The 20673-nt window shown below is 65.2% G+C and carries 18 protein-coding genes, 1 tRNA gene and 2 pseudogenes; 7 read left to right on the top strand and 14 right to left on the bottom strand.

The window, feature by feature from the left end:
• The first annotated feature begins 52 nt into the window (after positions 1 to 52).
• The 3 genes from AC5JJ1_RS24475 to AC5JJ1_RS24465 all read left to right on the top strand — a co-directional run bounded on the left by AC5JJ1_RS24475 (position 53) and on the right by AC5JJ1_RS24465 (position 1358).
• Entirely contained in the window at positions 53 to 1033 is a 981-nt protein-coding gene (locus tag AC5JJ1_RS24475) for a ribonuclease E/G (RefSeq protein ID WP_495787729.1), read from the top strand.
• Complete coding sequence (locus tag AC5JJ1_RS24470; protein ID WP_495787728.1) at positions 1023 to 1208, top strand: DNA gyrase inhibitor YacG; 186 nt, start codon at positions 1023 to 1025, stop codon at positions 1206 to 1208. The genes AC5JJ1_RS24475 and AC5JJ1_RS24470 overlap by 11 nt, the downstream gene beginning before the upstream one ends.
• Before the next feature lie 74 nt (positions 1209 to 1282).
• A tRNA-Phe gene (locus AC5JJ1_RS24465) sits at positions 1283 to 1358 on the top strand.
• A 226-nt stretch (positions 1359 to 1584) separates the two neighbouring features.
• Here the strand turns inward: AC5JJ1_RS24465 and AC5JJ1_RS24460 are convergent.
• The 5 genes and pseudogenes from AC5JJ1_RS24460 to AC5JJ1_RS24440 form a co-directional block, all read right to left on the bottom strand.
• Positions 1585 to 2736, bottom strand: a complete 1152-nt coding sequence (locus tag AC5JJ1_RS24460) for a hypothetical protein (protein WP_495787727.1) — start codon at positions 2734 to 2736, stop codon at positions 1585 to 1587.
• Positions 2737 to 2752: 16 nt separating this feature from the next.
• The gene (locus AC5JJ1_RS24455; RefSeq protein ID WP_495787726.1) at positions 2753 to 3052 is read right to left on the bottom strand and encodes a calcium-binding protein; all 300 of its coding nucleotides are present in this window, start codon (positions 3050 to 3052) and stop codon (positions 2753 to 2755) included.
• Positions 3053 to 3488: 436 nt separating this feature from the next.
• Positions 3489 to 5054 carry an IS66 family transposase gene (locus AC5JJ1_RS24450; protein ID WP_495787779.1) on the bottom strand — a complete coding sequence of 522 codons (1566 nt, stop codon included), beginning with the start codon at positions 5052 to 5054 and terminating at the stop codon, positions 3489 to 3491.
• 73 nt (positions 5055 to 5127) lie between these two features.
• Positions 5128 to 6207 (bottom strand): annotated as a pseudogene (locus AC5JJ1_RS24445) (hypothetical protein); the annotation flags it as partial.
• Positions 6208 to 6351: 144 nt separating this feature from the next.
• Positions 6352 to 6489: a hypothetical protein gene (locus tag AC5JJ1_RS24440; RefSeq protein ID WP_495787725.1), complete on the bottom strand. Its 138-nt coding sequence runs from the start codon at positions 6487 to 6489 to the stop codon at positions 6352 to 6354.
• Positions 6490 to 6569: 80 nt separating this feature from the next.
• Here AC5JJ1_RS24440 and AC5JJ1_RS24435 point away from each other — a divergent pair.
• Positions 6570 to 7879 (top strand): annotated as a pseudogene (locus tag AC5JJ1_RS24435) (IS3 family transposase).
• A gap of 18 nt (positions 7880 to 7897) precedes the next feature.
• Here the strand turns inward: AC5JJ1_RS24435 and AC5JJ1_RS24430 are convergent.
• Entirely contained in the window at positions 7898 to 8074 is a 177-nt protein-coding gene (locus AC5JJ1_RS24430) for a hypothetical protein (protein ID WP_495787724.1), read from the bottom strand.
• Positions 8075 to 8323: 249 nt separating this feature from the next.
• A complete protein-coding gene (locus AC5JJ1_RS24425; protein ID WP_495787778.1) occupies positions 8324 to 9145 on the bottom strand; it encodes a sugar phosphate isomerase/epimerase family protein in 822 nt (273 codons plus the stop codon).
• Between the two features lie 276 nt (positions 9146 to 9421).
• On the opposite strand from AC5JJ1_RS24425, the gene AC5JJ1_RS24420 reads away from it, so the two are divergent.
• A complete protein-coding gene (locus AC5JJ1_RS24420; RefSeq protein ID WP_495787723.1) occupies positions 9422 to 9856 on the top strand; it encodes an IS1096 element passenger TnpR family protein in 435 nt (144 codons plus the stop codon).
• A gap of 124 nt (positions 9857 to 9980) precedes the next feature.
• Positions 9981 to 10310 carry a hypothetical protein gene (locus tag AC5JJ1_RS24415; protein WP_495787722.1) on the top strand — a complete coding sequence of 110 codons (330 nt, stop codon included), beginning with the start codon at positions 9981 to 9983 and terminating at the stop codon, positions 10308 to 10310.
• A 74-nt stretch (positions 10311 to 10384) separates the two neighbouring features.
• Here the strand turns inward: AC5JJ1_RS24415 and AC5JJ1_RS24410 are convergent, their stop codons facing one another.
• Positions 10385 to 11989, bottom strand: coding sequence for a GMC family oxidoreductase (locus tag AC5JJ1_RS24410; RefSeq protein WP_495787721.1), 1605 nt, complete (start codon positions 11987 to 11989; stop codon positions 10385 to 10387).
• 466 nt (positions 11990 to 12455) lie between these two features.
• Here AC5JJ1_RS24410 and AC5JJ1_RS24405 point away from each other — a divergent pair, with 466 nt between their 5' ends.
• The gene (locus AC5JJ1_RS24405) at positions 12456 to 13523 is read left to right on the top strand and encodes an AI-2E family transporter (RefSeq protein WP_495787720.1); all 1068 of its coding nucleotides are present in this window, start codon (positions 12456 to 12458) and stop codon (positions 13521 to 13523) included.
• Positions 13524 to 13945: 422 nt separating this feature from the next.
• On the opposite strand, the gene AC5JJ1_RS24400 is transcribed toward AC5JJ1_RS24405, so the two are convergent.
• From AC5JJ1_RS24400 to AC5JJ1_RS24375, 6 genes are all read right to left on the bottom strand, one after another.
• The gene (locus tag AC5JJ1_RS24400) at positions 13946 to 14380 is read right to left on the bottom strand and encodes a site-specific integrase (protein ID WP_495787719.1); all 435 of its coding nucleotides are present in this window, start codon (positions 14378 to 14380) and stop codon (positions 13946 to 13948) included.
• Between the two features lie 688 nt (positions 14381 to 15068).
• The gene (locus AC5JJ1_RS24395; RefSeq protein WP_495787718.1) at positions 15069 to 16031 is read right to left on the bottom strand and encodes a Bug family tripartite tricarboxylate transporter substrate binding protein; all 963 of its coding nucleotides are present in this window, start codon (positions 16029 to 16031) and stop codon (positions 15069 to 15071) included.
• A gap of 35 nt (positions 16032 to 16066) precedes the next feature.
• Positions 16067 to 17209 (bottom strand): mandelate racemase/muconate lactonizing enzyme family protein, encoded by a 1143-nt coding sequence (locus AC5JJ1_RS24390; RefSeq protein WP_495787717.1) that lies wholly within the window; start codon positions 17207 to 17209, stop codon positions 16067 to 16069.
• Positions 17206 to 18336 carry a mandelate racemase/muconate lactonizing enzyme family protein gene (locus tag AC5JJ1_RS24385; protein WP_495787777.1) on the bottom strand — a complete coding sequence of 377 codons (1131 nt, stop codon included), beginning with the start codon at positions 18334 to 18336 and terminating at the stop codon, positions 17206 to 17208. The genes AC5JJ1_RS24390 and AC5JJ1_RS24385 overlap by 4 nt, the downstream gene beginning before the upstream one ends.
• Before the next feature lie 32 nt (positions 18337 to 18368).
• Positions 18369 to 19358, bottom strand: a complete 990-nt coding sequence (locus AC5JJ1_RS24380; protein ID WP_495787716.1) for a hydroxyacid dehydrogenase — start codon at positions 19356 to 19358, stop codon at positions 18369 to 18371.
• Position 19359: 1 nt separating this feature from the next.
• Positions 19360 to 20499: a mandelate racemase/muconate lactonizing enzyme family protein gene (locus tag AC5JJ1_RS24375; protein ID WP_495787715.1), complete on the bottom strand. Its 1140-nt coding sequence runs from the start codon at positions 20497 to 20499 to the stop codon at positions 19360 to 19362.
• Positions 20500 to 20673: the final 174 nt, after the last annotated feature.

Below are 20673 nucleotides of genomic sequence, written 5' to 3'. Positions count from 1 at the left end.
GGACGGCGTCGGCGACCTGCACCGCGCCCGCGTCACCGCCCTGGCCCCCGCCATGGCCGGCGCCTTCCTGCTGCTGGCCGGGAGCGAGACCGGCTTCCTCCCCGAATCGGAGGCGAGCGCCACGCGCCAGCCCATCGCCCGCTCGGTGCAGGAGGGGCTGGTGCTGCCCGTGCGCGTCACCCGGGCGCCGCAGGGCGGCAAGGGCGCCCGCGTCACCGCCCGCCTGACGCCCGCCGAGCAGGCCCGCGCCGGCGCTGCTCCGCCGGGCAACACGCCCCTGCTGCTGGCCCGCGGGCCGCAGGCGGCGCTGCGCCTCGCCCGCGCCCATCCCGGCGCCGAGCTGCTGACGGACGGCGCCACCCTCGCCGCCCGCCTCCGCGCCGCCTACTCACCCCGCCCGGTCTTCGACGAGGCGCTGGAGGCCGAGTTCGAGGCGCTGGCCAGCCCGGAGGTGCCGCTCCCCGGCGGCGGCCGCATCCTCGTCCACCCGACGCCGGCGCTCGCCGCCCTCGATGTCGATGCCGGCAGCGCCGCCGGTGCGCGCGACCCGGAAGCGCAGCGCCGCGTCAACGAGGCGGCGGTGGCCGAGGCCGCGCGGCAGATCCGCCTCCGCCAGCTCGCCGGGCCCATCCTGCTCGACCTGGCGGGGATGACGGCCAAGCGCCGCGCCGCCCTCGCCGAGCCGCTGACCCGCGCCCTGGCGCCCGACCGCCTGGCCCGCCTGCTTGGCCTCGGCCCGCTCGGCCTGTTCGAGATCCTCCGCCAGCGCATCCACCCGCCGCTGCACGAGGTGCTGGCCGGCCCGCTCACCCCCGGCCTCGCCGCCCTGCGCCAGGCCGTGCGCGAGGCCGCCGCCTGCCCCGGCCGTCGCCTGGCGCTGGCCGCCGCCCCCGCCGTGCTGGCCGCGCTCGACACCCTGCCCGGCGCCCTCGCCGAGGCGGCGGAGGCGATCGGCCAGCCCCTGCAACTCCGCCCCGACCCCGCACGTCCGTGGGCGCATTGGACCATCGAGGAGGCCCCCCATGGCGGATAAGCCGCCCGTCCGCCGCTGCCCGGTCTGCAACAAGCCCGTGGAACCGCCCGCGCCGCACCGCCCCTTCTGCTCGGCTCGCTGCCGGCAGGTCGATCTCGGCCGCTGGCTGGCGGGCGACTACGCCATCCCGGGGGAGGATCTCGAATGCGGGGATGATGACACCGAGGGCCGCTGAACGGGTGGACAGGCGCCCGGGCTTCCGCTACATCCCCGCCCCTCTGCCGCGCCCCCGATGCGGGGGCCGCTTGGGCCCAGGTAGCTCAGTTGGTAGAGCATGCGACTGAAAATCGCAGTGTCGGTGGTTCGATTCCGCCCCTGGGCACCATTTCTCTTAAGCAGATCAAGAGCTTATAAGCGGGGCAGCCACGCTGCCGCGGTTGCGGGTGCCTAGCGCACCGCTAGCACAGCCCCCGCGAGAGTCCTTCTGCATCAGCGCCGTAAGGCGTGACCATCTGGTGCGCTAGCACACTCCTAGCACGGTCGAGGGAGTGGTCCTCCGCAGGGGTGCGACGGTGCGAGGCTGCCGGCTGCACTGTCCGGCCACGCTCCTGTCACAATCCCGCAGACCGGAGGCGGTCCAGCAGCCCCAATTTGCGCCGGTGGCCTGCACGCAGCCGCTCCAGACGTGAGGCAAACTCAGCGGTGCGCCCGTTGCGTTGGGCGAGCGTGTGAAGGTCCTTTAGCACTGCGGCGGCTTGATCGTACTCGGCCGAGCGCTTTCCCTCAGCAATTGCCTCGACTTGGCTCCATGCCTTGTCCTCTCGCCCGGAGAGAGCGGCCAATCGGCGTTCGAGCTCGATTCTTTCCTGTTCCGCTCGCTTGGCGCGCTCGGCTGCCTCCCGCTCCGCCTGCAGACGCCGCCGTTCGCTCGCATGGGCCTCGGCCTCGCCCAGGAGGTCGCGGGCCGTCCATCGCCGCACCGGCTTCTCGGCCCTCTGGCCACTCGCCCTAGCGGCCAGCCAGCGGCGGCGGACCTCGGCGACCACCGTAGGGTTGTTCCCCAGCACCGACCGGCACAGCAGGTCCGTCTTCTCCGCCTCGGGCAAGCGCGTGATGAACGCCCTCATGTCGCCGGGCGAGGGCTCGCGCGGCCCCGCTCCGTCGCAGTCCGCTCCCGCCGCAACCGCCAGCAGGTCGCCGTCGAGGCCGAAGAAGGTGGCGAAGCCATGGAGCGCGCCGGAGGGCCGTGAAATGCCTAATGGCCGCGGCGGCTCGGACGTTTTGGGTGAAATCAACCCATCTTGAACGCCGAGCAGCCACCCAAGGTAGAGACAGCTCTCGTCACCCCGCAACAGATCGCCGCGCAGGGCCGCGAAGGGGACAGATGCGCCTGCCTCTTCAGGCAATTCATCAGGTGGATCTTCGATCGTGCGCTGGATGTCAATGATGACATGGTCGCGCGACACCTCGTACTCGAGGATGCCGCGGACGCGGTAGAGACGGATGGCGGCCAGGTCTACGGACTGCTGCGGCAGGCGGATGAGCACCCTACGGGTGCCCCAGTTGGCCCAGTAGACGAAGAGGTCAAACCACCGCGTCACCAGCTCTCGCGGGTCACCCTTGAAGTCTCCCCACTGATACGTGTTAACGAGGCTGTGCGGAGTAATCAGGGCCCGCGTGGATATGCGCCGCAATGCCTGCTGCGCCTCCTCGTCGAGGGGACGGTCGATTGCCTGGAACTCGTAGTACTGGAACTCGCTCATGCGCGCGTCCCGGCCGTCAGCTGTGCTTGGCCCAGCGTCGGTAGGCGGCGATCCACTCAACGCCCTTTGGCGGAGGTGATGGTAGCGGCAGATCCAGCAAGGAGATGCGCTGGGTCTCGCGGCCGTGCCGGCACACAGCAACCGGGCTGCCGTCATCGCTCTGCTCAACAGCACCGACGGTCACCTCCAGACCCAGGACCCGTGTCTGGAACGGCAGCTCCAGGTTGTCCTCGATCATGGTGAAGAGACCAACCGCCTGCTCGGTCTCGTCGTAGCAGTCTACAACCGCCTCCTCGATGAGCGCGTCGAGGCGCATTGCATCGACCGTCTTGCCTTCAGAACTCCTTCTCCTCGGCATGTCGGCCTCGATTGAATTGAGAGATGCACCGTTGCGTTGTCCGGTCAGGTCCCGCCTCCCACAGCGCGGGCAAGGGCCAGAGCACGCGAACGCCGGACCGTTAAGAGACTACCAGTCGGGCCGATGTGGTGAAAATACCCGTCAGATCCACAAGGCTTGGCTTTCCAGCAGCACCGGTCGTCAGGTCAGGCCCCATTCTCTGGGTTATCACCTCCTGGCTGATCATCGAGGACTAAGTCTCGCGGTTAGATCCGAACCGTCGTCCAGCCCTGATGTTGAGCTGCCATCGCCCTGTATGCCGCTTGCACGGCTCTGACTGGAGGTCCACCGGGGGTAATAACCACCACGAGTTTACAAGCGAGATCTCCGTGTCCCAGTCGGATTTCACCAGACACTAAAACTCGGTCGCTCCCGATCGCATAAAGCTTAGAACGTCGCTTCCCTTGAGCTTGCGGGTCTCGTGAATGCTCAGCAGGACAAGATATTCACCGATACCCTTCACCGTGCTGGAAGAGCCAATCACATTCCGCAAACGTGCGAACGCCTTGATCGCGTGCTCCGCGTTATTGTTATTCCAAGGAACTCCGTCGTGGTTCAAGAAGGTGAACAGCTTGGAGCGGTTCTTTTCGAAGTGCCTGCGCCATCCCTGCGCCACTTCAGTGTGGTAATCGCAGTTTGCAAGTAAGCGGTAGAAGCGCTCCACATCCTTCTTATGTTTGTGGAGGTACCAAACCTTCAGCCCGCGCTGATCAACCGTGTCAATGATAGGTTTGAGTAGGTCGGCAAACTTGACTGCAACCTGTCGCATTTCGTCGTTAAAAGGATTTTTCAGGACATCCTCATTGATGTCACGCAGGAGGTGAATTAAGCACTTCTGCTGCGCACAATCCAGGCCATCATATCCGGCGTAGAAATCGGACACCAGCACGCCTTTGAAATCGTGCAAAAGGTCCCGGACGACGCCGGCCTCACGCGATGGAGCGTGGACGTACGCGACTTCGGTGTGATTGGTGAAAACCCAAACGTAATGCACCTCGCCATCTATTTGAACTTGGGTCTCGTCTGCATGGACGAGTCCTCCGCAACTGATGCGCTGAAGAATGCTCTGGTACACCGGCATGTACCGCTTTGCGGGGCTGGTTTTTATGTTGCTCACCGCGTTGACCGGAAGCTGAAGACCTACTAGCACATTCATGTTTCGGACCACCGCCCGAATTGAGAGTCGAAGCTCGATGAGTTGGTAGACCACATAGGCCTGTAGGCTCACGCCATACTTACCCGTTCTCGCTAACTCCATCATGCCATGTTTGCAGTTCCAGCATTGATAACGCATGAACTTGTGCTGGACCGTCCAGAGCTTCACGCCAGTGCGTGAAAACCGCAGGTCACATGTAACTCTACTGCGAAGCCCATTCTTGTAAAACTTCCCTGACCCACATTTTGGACAGAGCGTCGGACGAGCCTCTTGAGCCTGCACCACCTTGTTGATGGAAAGCCGCGGCCGCTTGGACGGGTGCGAACGCCCCGGAATGGCACGTCCGGCTTTCTTTGACGGGCGCAGGTAGACCTTGCTTCGCTGGTAATCCCAATAGGCAGCTTCGTTGATGTGCTGGAAGGCGGGTACGGCAAAATTGAGCGGCCCAAACCGAAGTGGATAGCTCCGCTCCATCGACCGCACGTTGACACTGTCTTCGGATGGTTCTGGCCCTTGTTGTCCCGAACAGATGCTAAACAGCTTTTCGGTAAGCTTCTGGGTGGCTTGGCAGTCTTCCTCGTTGTAGGTTACCAAACGCTGTTTAAGTGTCGGATCTCGGGACAACTCCCAGGCAGAGCGCCAAACCATGGCGCTGGTACCGGAAGCCTCCGGATCGGACCACCGAAAGCCTAGATACTGTCCGATCTCCTTCAGCCCGTTTGAGTACGTGGGAAAATAGATTTGACTGAAGGTGAGGGATACCAGATTGACGGCACGCGAGAGGAGTTCTTCGACAAAGGTGCCGTCTTCCGCCTCGCCGCAATAACGCCCTCATCCGCTTGAGGAAATGCGTCTCGTAGCTGCCGTAGTGAATGAGGCATGGTTCACCAATCTGCTTAAGGATCCTCAAGCACGATTGCCACATCTCCCTTTCGCTGCCTTCGTCGTCCGCCCAAATAGAGCGCTGGACCTCTACCTCATCAGAGCGGAACCTGAGTCCGATCAAATAGTAGAAGCTGCGGTCCGGGACACCTTCAACGTCCAGGTACACGGCAGTCCCAGCCAACGGGAGAGCCGGTGTGCCAATAACGTGTGTGCGGTTGGTGCGAATCGCAAGCGCCTTTAGGGCAGGGTCGTGCTTCAGGGTAACCCCCGAACCGATCCGCTTTCGCCGAGGTGGTCGGAACGTGTAGGACAACTGCGTTACCGTGCCGACGCCGTTGTTGATCTTCTTTTTCCGCGCCTTGGCCGACATGGTCGGTAGTAGGCTCAGATCGTCACTTTCGATAGCTAGCTTGCGGCACCGAGCCTGGTACTCGCAGGCGGGGCAGTGCTTATTGAGGGCGAGGACGGGTGCATGTGTCTTAGCCAGGATCACTCCAGCGGCTTTAAGAACACCTCGTGCCTTCGTGGACAGTTTGGTGACGGACACCGTCTGCTTGGCGTATTTCGTACCAACGATGACCCTGCCTGTCGGCGGAGGACGCCCGGCAATCTCCATAATAGCGAGTGCATCGAAGGCGAGAGTGAGCCTGTCTGCAATGGTTGGCTTCTCGGCCCAGCAAAACCGAACGGGGCGATACGTGACCCGCGTCCGCCCACCTGGCAGTAGAAGCCGTTCAATGGCGTCAGGGCGGGCGACGCCATGCGAGAATGGAAGGTCCGGGCCCAGGATAAGGCTGTATCTGCCTGCCCGGAGGATCTCGCGGCTGGGTGTGCCAACGAGCACCTCATGCTCCGGCACGCTCGCCTGCAGTGAATCTAAGGCAGATCGCTTGAACCGAGCTTCGAGGACACGCCTCAAAGCCTGGGTCTCGGTTGATGGGCTCGGCACGCCTTGCTGCAGCAGGTAAGCCTTGGTTTCGCACTCGAGGTACGCAGCAAAGACCGGCCCAGAGATTGCGTTCTCCGCCAACATTCCGGGACTATGGTCCGGTTAGTGCCCCAAGACAAAGCGGAGATTTGCCGATCAACAGATCCCACTTATAGAGCACGCATTGCACTACGGCGACAAGCGGACCGCGACCGGCGCCACCCCATACTAATGTAATGGCAAGGCTCATCAATTCCCGTCCCACGGCCCCACCCGCCACTCCGGCCGGAGCTCCTTCGCCATGCGCTCCAGCTTTACCTGTCCGTAGAATCGCTCGATCATGTCGCTGCTCGTGCCGGTGTTCTTTGCCAGCAGGAACACGTCCACGCTGGCGATCAGTGGGGTGCGGCACGGTTCGATGAGACAGCCGACTGCGGTAGAGATCACCGCAACCGGAGGTCGGACCGATGGATCAGAACCACAGCGACAAGCCCGCAGGGGCGCCGGCGTGCGCCCAGAACGCTGACGCCGGCGCCCCTGCGGGCGGTGCCGGGCCGGAGCGCCGCAACTCTGCCCGGCGCAAGCTGGCCGCCGTTACCCGCCTGCTCCGCGGCGAGCCGCTGGAGACCGTGGCCCGCGAACTCAACGTCACCGTCGCCCGCCTGAGCGAGTGGCGCGACCGCGCCCTGGTCGGGGCGGAGACGGCGATGAAGGAGCGCGAGCGCAGCAGCCGCGACGAGGAGTTGCTCCGGCTCAAGGCCAAGCTCGGCGAGGTCACCATGGCCAACGAGCTGCTGGAGCAGAAGATCGCGGCCCTGGAGGGTGGCCGCCCTTTGGGCCGCAGGAGGTCGAGGCGATGAGCCGGGCCATTTCTCCGGCAACAGGCCGCGTCTACGGCCTGGCCCGGGTCGCCCGGGTTTGGCGCCTCTCCCGTGCCACGGTCTACCGCCACCGCGCGGCGGCCAGCGCCGAGCCGCTGCCCGTTCCGGCGCGCCGCGGCCCGGTCGGGACCTGCTCCGATGCCGAGCTGCTCGAGCACATTCGCGCCCGGATCCCTGGCTCGCGCCTGCATGGCGAGGGCTACCGCAAGATCTGGGCCCGGCTGCGCCATGCCGGCATCCGCACCGCGGCCCGGCGGGTCCGGCGGCTGATGCGCGAGCACGGCCTGCTGGCGCCGCATCGGGTCGGCCGCTCCGAGCAGCGCGCCCATGACGGCACCATCACCACCACCGCCGTGGATGTCATGTGGGGCACCGACATGACCGAGACCGTGACCGTCAAGGAGGGCCGGGCCCGGGTGTTCGTCGCCGTCGACCACTGCTCCGGCGAGTGCGTCGGCAGCCACGCCGCGCGCTCCGGCAACCGCCACGAGGCGCTCGAGCCGGTGCGCCAGGGCGTCCTGTGCCACTTTGGTCGCATCGAGAAGGACGTAGCCAAGGACCTCACCCTGCGCCACGACCACGGTTCAAACTACATGTCGGGCGACTTCCAGGACGAGATAGCCTTCCTCGGCATCGAGAGCTCGCCCTCCTTCGTTCGCCAGCCCGAGGGCAACGGCGTCGCCGAGCGCTTTATCCGTACCCTGAAGGAGAACTTCCTTTGGGTGCACACCTTCGACACCATCGAAGAGCTGCGGCGTGGGCTGCAGGAGTTCGCCATCCACTACAACGCCACCTGGCTCGTTGCTCGGCACGGCTATCGCACCCCGAACCAGGTCCGCGTCGAGCAACACAACCTTGCTCAGCGCCTACCCACCCATCTACCCTTAGCCGCCTGAACAGCGCAGTCAGCTGTCTCAACAACCGGTCGCACTACACACGCCGGCGATCAGCTGCTGGCTGACGTAGAAGTGCCGGAAGGAGTAGGCTGTGCGCCGTGTGCCGCGGTGGTCGGTCAGCAGTCCGGCAGCCTTCAGCTCGGCGAGGCTCTTCTTCACCGAGTCCAGCCGCTTGCCCGTTGGTGTGGCGAACACCAGAGCAGGGTCAAGCGGAGGAGTTATGCCTCAGAAGCGGATGCGAACATTTCTCCGGTCAAGCGGCGGCTCGGCTGCGGTCGAAAAGGAGCGGCACGCCGCCAGTAGTCCCCAGAACGCTGTACGGACCACTGACGGCGATCTGCCCGATCTCAAGCAGCGCGAGTGCATCCGCAGCCCTTGCCGGGCTCCTTGACGCTCGCAGGGCCTGCGTAACACCCGCTGGGGTCCAACTGCATAGTCCAGCTGTTAGCAAGCGACTGCGTGGCGCTCCTTTACCATCTGCAGCACCTCTCCAGGATCACGCGTCCACCACCGTCTGGACAGCACCTCGACTTCGACTGGGCCTCTGTAGCCGGCGGCCTCGGCCATGGCGCGTAGGCGTGGGATGTTAATCACGCCGTCTCCTGGCATTCCGCGGTCGGGAGCCAAGTCGGTCGTCGGCACCAACCAGTCGCTAGCCTGGAATGCGGCAATGCGGCCGTGCGCCCGAGCGACCTGCCGGGCAAGGTCAGGATCCCACCAGACCTGCCACACATCCAGAACCACGCCCATGCCCGTGCCCAACTCGTCGCATAGGTCGACCGCCTGAGCCAAGGTGGAGAGCACGGAGCGGTCGGCGCAGGCCACCGGGTGTTGTGGCTCGAGCGCGAGAGTGACACCAGCAGCACGAGCCTCGTCCAGAACCTCGGCCAGCCCGTCACGCACCATCTCCCGCGCGCCGTCCAGGTCTTTTGAGCCTGGAGGAAGGCCGCCGGACACCACGACGAGACAAGCAGCACTCAAAGCATGCGCCTCCGCAATGGCGCGTCGGTTGTCCTGGACTGCAGCGCGGCGGCTGGCCGCATCGACAGCGGTGAACATGCCGCCGCGGCAGAGGCTGCTGACCGTCAGGCCTGCCTCACGGATACGCCGGGCCGCGCGCTGCGCTCCGCCCGCATCCGCCAGCGCATCCCGCCATGGGGAGATGCCGGGGATGCCACGGCGGGCGCAGCCATCGACGCACTCGGCAAGCCCCCATCGCTCCCGGACCGTGGCGGTGTTGAGTGAAAGCGGCCCTGGTCGTGGCATCATTCCGTTCCTGTGTGGCAGGCCGTCTCGCGGCCACACTGCATTCGGACCCGGTGATACGGGTAGCAGCGGGCCCGGTCGAGGTCAGTCCGAAGTGCTTACCGAAGCCGCGAATGGCGTTCCCGTGTGCCGGGATGCTTGTAGGCGCCGTCAAAGGCGAGCTCCATCTCCCATCCGTCCCCTCATGCGCTTGGCTTGAAACCGCTGAGCTGCTCTGATCGCATGTTGAGGCATCGGGAGGACCGTATGGCCGCAGCTGGGACCCACGTTTTTCGGGTGGTGCTCCAGGACCAGCCCGCAATCTACCGGGATATTGAAATCGACAGCGCCACATCTCTTGCCAAGCTTGCTGAGGCGATCGTCCGGGCCTTCGACTTTGAGTTCGACCACGCCTTTGGCTTCTATCCCGATACGAAAGGCAGGGCGGTGATGCGCGGACGCCCGGCCTACGAGCTGTTCGCCGATATGGGTGAGGCGACCGGGACGCAGAGTGTCAGGAAGACGCCTATCGCCAATGCCTTTCTAGAAATCGGCCACGCCATGGTCTTCTTGTTCGACTACGGCGACGGATGGCTGTTCCGGGTCGAGCTGATGGGACGGGACGTGAAGGTGGCTAAGACTCGCTACCCGAGGGTGCTAGCGAAGGCGGGACCATCACCGGTTCAATACCCCGATCCGGATGATGACGAGGAAGATGAGGACGACGCGTGACAAGCGCGATCGGTCCTGGGCAGCCGCGCGGTGCCGAGCCCTGCCAAATAAGATCATGCACTGGCCCTGATCCGATGAGACGCATGGTCGGCTGCGAACCAAAACCGCAAGGGAAGCTGTGCCCATGGTTAACAACGGTTATCTGATGGTGCGTGCGGTACTGACCGAAACCACCGATCGGCCGCGCTTCGACCGCTGGTATGAGACCGAGCACCTGCCCGATGCGGTGGCCGGCTTCGGAGCAATGCGGGGTTGGCGCTGCTGGAGCCGGACAGACCCGTCGGTCCATTATGCCTTTTACGAGTTCTCCGATGTCACCCGAGCGCAGGCGGTGCTCGGTTCGCCCGAGCTCCAGGGGCTAGTTGCTGAGTTCGATCGTGTCTGGGGCTCGCGGGTGACGAGAACGCGCGAGATCCTTGAGGCAATGGGCACGCCGAAGTCCGCCCCCGCCTGAGAACGCGGCGGGTGAACCGTGGGAGGGTCGACCCTCTGGCCCTTGGGACTCGTGAGGTCCACTGCCGCCCCGGCTCACCCGCCCGACATCTCAGCCCGCAGGAACTCCGCTGCCCGCTCCCCGATCATCAGCGCCGCTGGCTGGATATTGGAGGAGGGCACGAGGGGCATGACGCTTGCGTCTGCCACTATCAGCCCTTCCACACCCTTCACGCGCAATCGGCTGTCCACCGGGGCCAGCGCATCCTCGCCCATGCGGGCGGTGCCGCAGGGGTGGTACACGGTGCCGCCGTCGCGACGGATGTGCTCCAGGATCTGCTCGTCAGTCTGCTCCTTTGGACCCGGGGTGAGCTCCTCCTCGATCAGCGCTGCCAGAGGGCCCTGGGCCGCCAGTCGGCGGGCATATTTCACGCCTTCCACCATCAGCCGCTGGTCGTGCGGCGCCTCGAGATAGTTGGCGCGGATCACCGGCTTAGCGTCGGGGGCAGGGCTGCGCAGGGTGACCGTGCCGCGGCTATCCGGGCGGCATTGGCAGGCGCTGAACATGAATCCGGGCCAGGGGTCCGGGCCCTGGTCGTAGTTGGTCACGGTGAAGTTCACGAAGAGATACTGCATATCCGGCTCCTCGGCGCCGGGTAGCACGCGGGCAAAGAGGTTGGCCTCCGCCGCCCCGATGCTCATCGGCCCGCGCCGGTCGAAAGCGTAGCGCGCCGCCATGCGCAGCTTGCCGAAGGGGCCGCGGACCAGTTCGTTCACCGTGGCGCAGGGCCGCACGCGGTAGCGCATGCGTTGCAGGAAGTGGTCTTGCAGGTTCCGCCCGACGCCGCGCGACTCCACCAGAACCGGTATGCCCATCTCCTGCAGGTGAGCGCCGTCTCCGATGCCGGAGAGCATCAGGATCTGCGGCGTGCCGATGGCGCCGGCGGAGAGCACCACCTGTCGTCGTGCCTCCCACCGCTCAAGCCCCATCGGACCACGCACCAGCGCGCCGGTGCAGCGGCTCCCCTCGAAAAGCAGGCGCTGCACCGCGCGCTCCGGCATTATGCGTAGGTTTGGCCGGCGGCGGGCGGGGCGGAGGAACATGTCACCGGAATGGCTGCGGAAGCCGCGGCGGACATTCATCTGCATCGGGCCGACACCCTCGTGCCAGGCACCGTTGAAGTCGCGCACCCGCTGGTGGCCCATCTCGAGGGCAGCCGCAATGAAGGCCTGGGCACCGGGCGAAGTGTGGCGCGCCTCGGCAGCATGGATTGGCCCCTCGGTGCCACGCTCGGGCGAAGGCTCGCCGGTCCAGGTTTCCAAGCGGCGGAAGAAGGGCAGCACCTCTTCGTAGGACCAGCCGCGGGCGCCGGATTGCGCCCAGCGGTCATAGTCACGGGGGGAGCCGCGTAGAAATACCAGGCCGTTCACCGCGCCGGAGCCGCCCACCACCTTGCCGCGCGGCCAGTGGATGCTGCGGTCCGCGAGGCCGGGCTCGGGCTCCGTATGGAAGCGCCAGTCATAGCGGCCAGAAGCGTAGAGCCGGGCGAAACCGGCAGGAATGCGGATCCAGGGGTCGTGCCAGGCGGCGGGACCGGCTTCGATCAGCGCCACCTGGGTGGCTTGGTGCTCCGAGAGGCGCGCGGCGATGGCGCAGCCGGCGGAGCCGGCGCCAAGCACCAGCACATCCGTGGCGTGCACGGTCGTGACAGCGGCCTCCGGCTGAGGCCCGGCACCTTCCGGCATTGTCGTTCCCTCCCATTGCGGCCAGATCCTGCCACCTGACCCCAACGGGTCAAGCCACGCTCCACCGCGACAGCCCGCAGTGCTACCCCTCAGCCTCATCTCCGCTACGATGCGCCATTCCGGCCTGAGCTCCTTGGCCATGCGCTCAACTTTCACTTGGCCGTAGAAGTGTTCGATTAGGTCGCTACTTGTGCCGGTGTTCTTCGCCAACAGGAACACGTCCAAGCCGGCAATGACTTGCTGGCTGATGTAGAAAGGCCGGAGGGAGTACGCCGTGCGCAGCGGTGGTCGGTCAGCAGCCCCGCAGCCTTCAGCAGCTCAGAGAGGCTCTTTTGAGCAATCCCTTGGCGCAGCTTTTTCTGGGCTACGGGCCGCCAAAGAAGAGTAGAGTTGGGCCAATTGCAGCGCCAGAGCCGACCTCATGCTCAGTCCTGTTGGACACCACCCACGACCGGAGGAGCCCATACCGTTTAGGAGGGCGGCGACCATCTCTCTTCGGCTTGAGCTTGCAACCCAGGTCCTGACTGGGCTCGCTCTGCTGGGTGCCCTGCAGTTCCATCTGCTGGCGTCACTGCTCGCTGGATTGTTGGTCTACCAACTCGTGCACTTGCTCGCGCCGAGCCACAAAAGCCGGTTTGTGCATCGGCGCACGGGCAAGATCATCATCGTGGCCCTGCTCGCCATCCTTGTCATTGCCGCAATCGGGGCCGCGATCCTGGGGCTCATCTCGCTCCTGTCGAGCGGGTCCGAGAACCTGTCCGTTCTCCTCCAGAAAATGGCCGAGGTGATCGAGACCGCCCGCTCTCGTCTGCCGGCTTGGGTGGTCAGCTCTCTCCCTGAGGAACCGACCGAGCTGAAGGCCGCGGCTGTCGCTTGGTTGCGCGAGCATGCTGGGCAGCTGCGCTCCATAGGCCAGGATGTCTGGCGAGCTCTGCTCCATATTCTCTTTGGTATGATCATCGGCGGGATGATCGCCGTGAGCCGCCAGGCTGGCGACATTGAGCACGGCCCTTTGGTGCATGCGCTGACCGAGAGAGCCCGCCTGCTTGGGGCGGCCTTTCGCAGCGTGGTCTTCGCTCAGGTTCGCATCTCAGCGCTGAATACCGCTCTGACGGGCCTTTATCTGCTCGTCATCGTGCCCTGGATGGGCATCCAGCTCCCCCTTGGCAAGACCATGGTAGTTTTGACCTTCATCACCGGGCTTCTTCCCGTCATCGGCAATCTAATCTCGAACACCGTGATCGTAGTCGTGAGCCTGAGCGTCTCACCCCTTCTGGCCGTGTGCTCGCTGGGGTTCCTGGTAGTGATTCACAAGCTGGAGTACTTCGTGAACGCGCGCGTGATGGGCGGTCAGATTAACGCACGAGCATGGGAGCTTCTGCTTGCGATGCTGGTGATGGAAGCAATTTTCGGCATTCCCGGCGTGATCGCTGCGCCGATCTATTACGCCTACCTCAAGAACGAGCTCTCGGCGGAGAACCTGATCTGAGTGGGGCGACTCTTATCTGGAAGGTTCTGGTCGCCGCGCTTGGGAGGGAGCAGGTGTTGAACGTCTCGCTCGACCGCTTGATGCTCTGCATCCGACCGTCCTCCTCAGCGTTCTGGGAGCGCTCCCGGCACGGTCGGCGGGCGCTCTGGCGACAACGATGAGGAAGCAGGGTGTGAGCTGGAGGGCAGCCTCTTCCGCTGGCTGCCCATTGCGGATGGCGCCATGCGGCTGACGCCGGTGGTGTTCACTGCGCTGTTCGACGGGCTGGACTGGACGCGCGTGCAGACGTCCCGGCTGATTCCCACGCCGACCGCGCCCGCGTAGACTCGGCCCCGCGATGCGCGCCGCCGGTGCCGACACGACAACCCTGCCGGACGATCTCGCGGCGCTGCGCGCGGTGGAGCCGTTCGGCCCTGGGGCGCCTATCCTCCTTGACCGCGGTCCCGCCACTCCGGTCTGAGCTCTTTGGCCATGCGCTCCAGCCTCACCTGGCCGTAGAACGGCTTGATCATGTCGCTGCTCGTGCCGGTGTTCTTCGCCAACAGGAACACGTCCACACCGGCAATCAGCTGCTGGCTGATGTAGAAGTGCCGGAAGGAATAGGCGGTGCGCCGCGCGCCGCGGTGGTCCGCCAGCAGCTCGGCGGTTTTCAGCAGCTCGCTCAGGCTCTTCTTCACCGAGCCCAGCCGTTTGCCCGTTGGTGTGGCGAACACCGGGTCATCGTCGCCGGGTTCGCGGCCCATGGCCTTGATCCAGAACTCCCAGAGGTTGTCGAACCAGGGCAGCGCGGCAAGCATCGGCACGAACACGCGGCTCTTGCCCTTGCCATGGACACGCAGCCGGATATCGCGTGTCAATCGGCTTGCAATTGGGACCCCGGATCGGCGTCCAAAAGGGACCCCTTGGGCTGTGCTGAGGAGGTCTCGGCGCTTCTCACTCAAGCCGAAGTGCAGGAGCGGCTGCGAGTCCTGAGCTTCGTCGCGCTACCAGCCAACCCGGACGCGTTCCGGCGCCTCATCATCGAGGGGCATGATCACTGGGGGCCAGCCCTTCGTCAGGCGGGCCTCAAGCTCGATTAGGGTATGTGGCTGAGCACTGCGAGATTCAAATTACTCTTGGTTAGGCGCACCCCAAGATTCGCATAGAAACTCATCAGGATACCCTCGCAACCACCTTGTGCGACGTGCAAGTTCCGCTGCCCGCCGCCCTCCCACCGGTGGTCCGCAGGCATGACCACCGCGGCACCCGGCCCAACTCAACCACCGAGAGAGCAGAAGGCAATATCCACTTTTGGGGACCAGCCGCGCTGTCCGAATGACCGATGTGGGCGCAGAGCCGCCGCTCCCTTAATTCCAGACGGTATGTCCGCTTGGCACGTAAAACCGGGTCCCGCTTGGCCTTAGGTGAAGGACTGGTGGCGGTACGTTTCGCCGCAGCTGGCTGGACGAATACTCGGGGCCGAGGCGGTGAGAGTAACGGGATTGGCCTGAACACAGCTGAATGCCCGACACAGGAACCTCGGCCCATTGTTGATCTTAAGGTCGATCAATCAGCCCGGATATTGGCGGCGCGGATCACCTCGCCCCAGCGCCGCCGGTCTTCCTGGATGGTGCTGCGAAAGCTATTGGGGTCGCCGATCAAGCTTTCCATACCGTTCTCGGCCAGCCGCCGCTGGAAGACCGGGTCGGCGTTCACCCGCTGCAGCGCCGTGAGCCAGCGATCCAGAACCGGCTTCGGCATACCACCCGGACCGGCGACGCCAAACCAGTTGCGCACCGTGAAGCCCGGCACCGTCGCGCTGATCAAGGGCACGTCCGGCATCAGCGGGCTCGGGTTCGGGGCGCCGAAGGCGACGGCGCGCAGGCCGCCATCGCGGATCTGGCCAAGAAATTCCGGCAGATTGCCAAACATCATGTCGGTGCGCCCGGCGGCGATATCGACGATCGCCGGGGCGCCACCGCGATAGGCAACGTGCAGCAGATCGACACCGGCAAGTCGCTTGAAATACTCCGCCGCCAAATGCTGGCTGCCTCCATTCCCCGCGCTGGCATAGGTTAGCTTACCAGGATTGGCGCGGGCGAGATCGATCAACTGCTGGGCGCTTTGGATCGGCCCCTGCGGACTGACAACGAGCACATTGTAGATGTTGGCGACATTGCTGATCGGCGTCAGATCATGGTCCACGTCGAAAGGCAGCCGCATTCCCGGCATCTGCGGCATGACGGTATAGAGCGCCATGGTGGCAAGCAGTACCGTATGACCATCCGGCGGCGACTTCGCCACGGCATCGGCGGCAATATTGCCCGAGGCGCCGGTGCGGTTTTCCACCACGACGCGCTGGCCGAGGACCGGCGACAGGTGCTCAGCCAGAATGCGGGACAGCAGGTCGCAGGTCCCGCCGGGCGCGAAGCCGCAGAGGAAGCGGATGTCCTTCGAGGGAAAATCCTGCGCGCGCGCCGGTAGCGCGGCCGCGAACAGGGCAAGAATGACGATCAGCAGGCGCTTCATTGGCGCATTTCCTCCCGGTTGATGCTTGCTTTGGCCTACACGTAGCCGGGCCCCTCGATGGCCGGATGGGCGGCGAGGAAACCCTCATCCACTTCGACGCCAATGCCCGGCGCATCGAGCGGCAGCACCGTCCCGTCGCGGCTAATGCGCCAGGGCTCGCTGCCCAGCACGTCGCGGAACAGGTTGTTTCTCGAGACATCCGCCTCGAAGTAACCGCCATTCTCGATGGCAGCGAGGAAATGGATGGAGGCTGCTTGGTTCACACCGGTCATGGAGGAATGCGGATTGACCGGGATCTTGAAGGCGCTAGCCATGGCCGCGATCCGCAGGGCCTCCGTGATGCCGCCGCATTTCGACAGGTCTGGCTGCCAGATGGTGATGACCCTGTCCTCTAGCACTCGGCTGAATTCGAAACGGGTGTAGTGGTTCTCTCCCGCCGCCAGCGGCGTCCGGCCATAGCTGCGCGCCTGGGTGTAAAGATGATGATCGTGCGCGGGGAAGGGTTCCTCCAGCCAGCCAATGTTCAGCGCATCCATCGTCGGCATCACCTGCCGCACATCGGCAATGGAATAGCCAGTGTTGGCGTCCGTCAGGATTGCCAGCCCATCGCCAAATGCATTCCGCACAGCCTCCATTCGCGCGGTATCGTCGCGCACCGTGTCGCCGATGCGCAGCTTCACGGCACGATATCCGCTCTCGATCAGCGGCTGGGCCTCCTGGACCAGGTCGGCCGGCGGCTGGTAGCCGAGGGCGATGCCGCCGGCATAGGCGGGAACCAGGCGGCGGGCGCCACCAAGAAGCTTCCAGAGCGGCCAGCCCACCGCCTTGCCCCTGATGTCCCACAAGGCCATGTCGATGCCTGACATCGCCATGGCGGTGCCGGCGCCCATGCCATGGCTGCCAAGCTGGTACTTATAGATCTTGGCCCAGATGCCGGTGGTGTCGGTCGCCTCCATCCCAAGGATGAGCTGGGAGAGGGTGGTCTCTATCAGCTTGGCGATGGCGGTATGGGCCCGGCCATGATGGCTCTCACCCCAGCCGACTAGGCCGCTCTCGGTCGTCACCTTCACCATGACGCAATCGCGCTTCACGGCCTGCCCGATGCCCAGCCGCACGCCGCCGGATTGCGGCAGCGGGAAGGAGGTGGGATAGGCCTTGATCTCGCGGATCTTCATCATTGCCTCCTGTAACGGTTCAGGAAATCTTCCTTCACTGTGATGCCAAGACCTGGCCGGTCAGGCACGTCCACCATGCCGTCCTGCACGGGGAAGCGCTCCTCGATCAGGTCATGCAGCATGGGGTTGTGGCCGAGCGAGTATTCCAGGATGAAGCCCGCGCTGTTGCTGGCGGCCAGATGCAGCCCGGCAGCGAAGGCCGGGGCACCCGACCAGACATGCGGTGCCAGGCGCAGATTGAAGGCGCTGGCGATGGCGCCGATCCGCACGCCTTCGGTGATGCCGCCAGCGATGGCGAGGTCTGGCTGCAGCACATCGGCCGCACGCAGCTCCGCCAATTCTCGGAAGTCGTGCCGGGTGAATTCGCTCTCGCCGCTGCTGATGGGCACGGCGCTGGCGCGGCGCACCTCCGCTTGGCCCTGCTTGTCGTCCGCTGTTACCGGTTCCTCGAACCAGAGCAGGTCACAGTCCTCCACCATACGGCAGAAGGCCTTGGCCTCCGCCACGGTCCAGGTGCCGTGCGCATCGGCGGCGAGACCGACTTCAGGGCCGAGCGCCCGGCGCGCTGCCCGCACCCGTGCGGCGGAGCGGGCAACCGGCCCATCCATCGACCCGACCCGCATCTTCACCGCGCGGAAGCCACCCTTGTCGATGTAACCGAGGAGCTGTTCGCCGATCTTGTTCTCATCCGCCCAACCACCGGAGGCATAGGCCGGCATGCGTTCCGCCCGCCGGCCACCGAGAAGCCGCCAGACCGGTGCGCCGAGCGATTTGCCCAGAATGTCCCAAAGGGCGATGTCGATGCCTGCGATGGCACTGATCGACAGCCCCCGCCGTCCGAGCGCCGGGAAGACATGGCCGCGGTCGATCGCAAAGTCCTGCCGCGGCATGTTGTACAGCACATCCCAGAGCCGTGAGATGTCACGCGCGTCCTGGCCCATCAGCTGCGGCGCAAGATCCTGGTTGATGATGGCGGCCAGCCCGGCGCAGGCCGCTGTGCTGGCGACACCTGCCTTGGCCTCGCCCCAGCCGGTGATGCCGGATTCCGTCTCCACCCGGACGATGACGCTGTCGAAGGTCGGCTGCCTGCCGAAATCGGAAAGGTGCTGACGATCCGGTGGGATCGGCACCTGAACCCAGCTGGCCTCGACGCGGGTGATCCTCACAGGCCAAGCTCCCGACGGCGGGTCTGGTACGCGTCCCAGGCTTCCGGATTGATGAGGTTGGCCGGCCGCTCGCCGCGCAGCACCCGCACCACGTCCTCTGCCGCGACCTGGCTCATGCGCGCCGCACTCTCGCGCGAGAGGCCGGCGACATGCGGCGAGAGGATGACATTGGGAAAATCGCGCAGCGGATGGCCCGCCGCGAGCGGCTGCACGGCGTAGACATCCAGCGCCGCGCCGCCGATGCGGCCTGCCGACAACGCCTCGACCAGCGCCTCCTCCTCGACCACCGCACCGCGCGAGACATTCATCAGCCAGGCAGTCGGCTTCATGCGGCCGATCAGTGCGGCCGAGGCCAGCCCCTTGGTTTCCGGGGTCAAGGGGCAGGCCAGGGCGATGAAGTCGCTTTCTGCGAAGAGGTGTAGCAACGCCGCATACTCGACAAAATCCGGCAGCGCCTCCCTTTTCCGCTGGAAGCCTAAGACCCGCATGCGGAAGCCGTGATGCGCGACCTCTGCCAGTCGCGTTCCGATGGCGCCGACGCCGACGATGCCGAGGATCCGGCCACGCAGCTCCGTGGCGCTGCTGGCCAGGGCGCGGCCGCTCTTCCAGCCCTCCGTGAGGTGGAGCCGGTGCATCGTTTCCAGCCGCCGTGCCGCGGCAAGCATCTGGGCGACGACGAATTCGGCAACTGCATCGGCATTGGCGCCCGGCACATTGGTCACCAGCACACCATGCGCCGTGCACTCGGCTACCGGGATCAGGTCCACGCCAACCCCATGCCGCGCGGCGACCAACAGCTTTGGGCAGGAAGCGGCCAGGTCATCGGGCAACTTCTGCCGCACGATGACAGCAGAGGCTGCGCGGCAAAGGGCACGAAGTTGGTCATGGCTTTGTTCGCCACCCGGGCCTTCGGTCACCTCCAGCCCTGCCTCACGCAGCACTGCCATGCCCACGGGCTCGATCGGCTCGGTTAATACCACCTTCATTCTATGCCACCTTGAAGCGGGTCAGGACCTCGCGGTCGATCTCGATGCCGAGGCCCGGGCCCTCCGGCACGGCGACGACCCCGTTCTTCTGCTCGATCGGCACAGTCGCCAGCAGGTCGCGCAACGGGTTCGGCGTCTGCTCGAATTCCAGCATGGGTGGCATGGGACGGAAGGCCGGCGGCTGATCCGGCAGGGCCGCCAGGAACTGCACCGTGGCGGCGAGACCGATTGCGCTGCCCCAGGCATGCGGCACGCATTCCACGCCGAATGCCGAGGCCAGCGTTGCGATCTTTCGCATCTCCGAAATCCCGCCGGCGGCGCAGACATCGGGCTGGACGATATCCATGGCCTTTTTCGCGATCACGTCGCGGAAGCCGAAGCGGGTGAAATCGTTCTCCCCGCCCGCGATCGCCATGTCGAGCGCGCGCGTGACCTCGACATAGCCGTCATGGTCCTCTGGGCTGATCGGCTCCTCGAACCAGAGAAGATCCAGCGGCTCCAGCATGCGGCCGAGACGGATCGCCTGCGGGACGGAGAAGCAGTGATTGGCGTCCACCGCGAGGCCGATCTCCGGTCCGATCGCCTCCCGCACCGCCGCCACGCGCCGCAATTCCAGCTTCGGATCGCCGAGGCCGATCTTCATCTTGATGGCGCGGAAGCCCTGCTCCTTGTACTCCAGCGCTTCCTTCACTGCATCCTCGACCAGCCGATCCATGTCGATGAAGTAGAGGCCGGTTGCATAGGCCTGGACCTGGTTGCGATAGGCCCCGCCGATAAGCTTGTGGATCGGCTTGCCCGTGGCCCGCCCCATTAGGTCCCAGAGCGCGATGTCGATGCCCGAGAGCGCCGTGATGGAGAAGCCTTGGGCCCCGTAATCCTTGATGCGGTTGTAGAGGTCCTCCCAGACAACCTCCACGTCGAAGGGATCGCGGCCGATCACGCGCGGGGCATACTGCGTCTCGATCAGGGTCTTGTTGACGGCGGCCGGGCCATAGCACTCGCCCCAGCCGGTCAGCCCGTCATCGGTCGCCACCTCGACGATGCAGGAGGAGCGCGTGCTGTAGACCCAGCCCCGCGCCGAGGTGAAGGGTTTCTCCACCTTGGACTGCAGGATATGGCAGGTGATCTTGTTGATCTTCATGCGGCCGCCCTCCCAAGCGCAGTTCTGGGAAGGCTGCCATGGGGGAGCGCCGCCTGTCACCCTCGTGCTTGAGTGCCGGCCTTAGGGGCCAAATGGCCCGACTCGGAGGCCGACGAATTGCCGCTCTTATTCATCGGGTGGCAGTGGCGGGAGCTCCCACGGGTTGATTTGAGC

Source organism: Belnapia sp. (genome assembly GCF_059504005.1).
Note: the sequence above shows the minus strand (reverse complement) of the source record. Positions and strands in the feature narration are given on the sequence as shown.

Bases quoted from the DNA above. Each gene is read 5' to 3' on its own strand.
- AC5JJ1_RS24425 (WP_495787778.1), bottom strand. From the start codon at position 9,145: ATGCCACGACCAGGGCCGCTTTCACTCAACACCGCCACGGTCCGGGAG.
- AC5JJ1_RS24405 (WP_495787720.1), top strand. From the start codon at position 12,456: ATGCTCAGTCCTGTTGGACACCACCCACGACCGGAGGAGCCCATACCG.
- AC5JJ1_RS24380 (WP_495787716.1), bottom strand. From the start codon at position 19,358: ATGAAGGTGGTATTAACCGAGCCGATCGAGCCCGTGGGCATGGCAGTG.
- AC5JJ1_RS24390 (WP_495787717.1), bottom strand. From the start codon at position 17,209: ATGATGAAGATCCGCGAGATCAAGGCCTATCCCACCTCCTTCCCGCTG.
- AC5JJ1_RS24415 (WP_495787722.1), top strand. From the start codon at position 9,981: ATGGTTAACAACGGTTATCTGATGGTGCGTGCGGTACTGACCGAAACC.
- AC5JJ1_RS24455 (WP_495787726.1), bottom strand. From the start codon at position 3,052: ATGCGCCTCGACGCGCTCATCGAGGAGGCGGTTGTAGACTGCTACGAC.
- AC5JJ1_RS24470 (WP_495787728.1), top strand. From the start codon at position 1,023: ATGGCGGATAAGCCGCCCGTCCGCCGCTGCCCGGTCTGCAACAAGCCC.
- AC5JJ1_RS24460 (WP_495787727.1), bottom strand. From the start codon at position 2,736: ATGAGCGAGTTCCAGTACTACGAGTTCCAGGCAATCGACCGTCCCCTC.
- AC5JJ1_RS24395 (WP_495787718.1), bottom strand. From the start codon at position 16,031: ATGAAGCGCCTGCTGATCGTCATTCTTGCCCTGTTCGCGGCCGCGCTA.
- AC5JJ1_RS24475 (WP_495787729.1), top strand. From the start codon at position 53: ATGGCCGGCGCCTTCCTGCTGCTGGCCGGGAGCGAGACCGGCTTCCTC.
- AC5JJ1_RS24375 (WP_495787715.1), bottom strand. From the start codon at position 20,499: ATGAAGATCAACAAGATCACCTGCCATATCCTGCAGTCCAAGGTGGAG.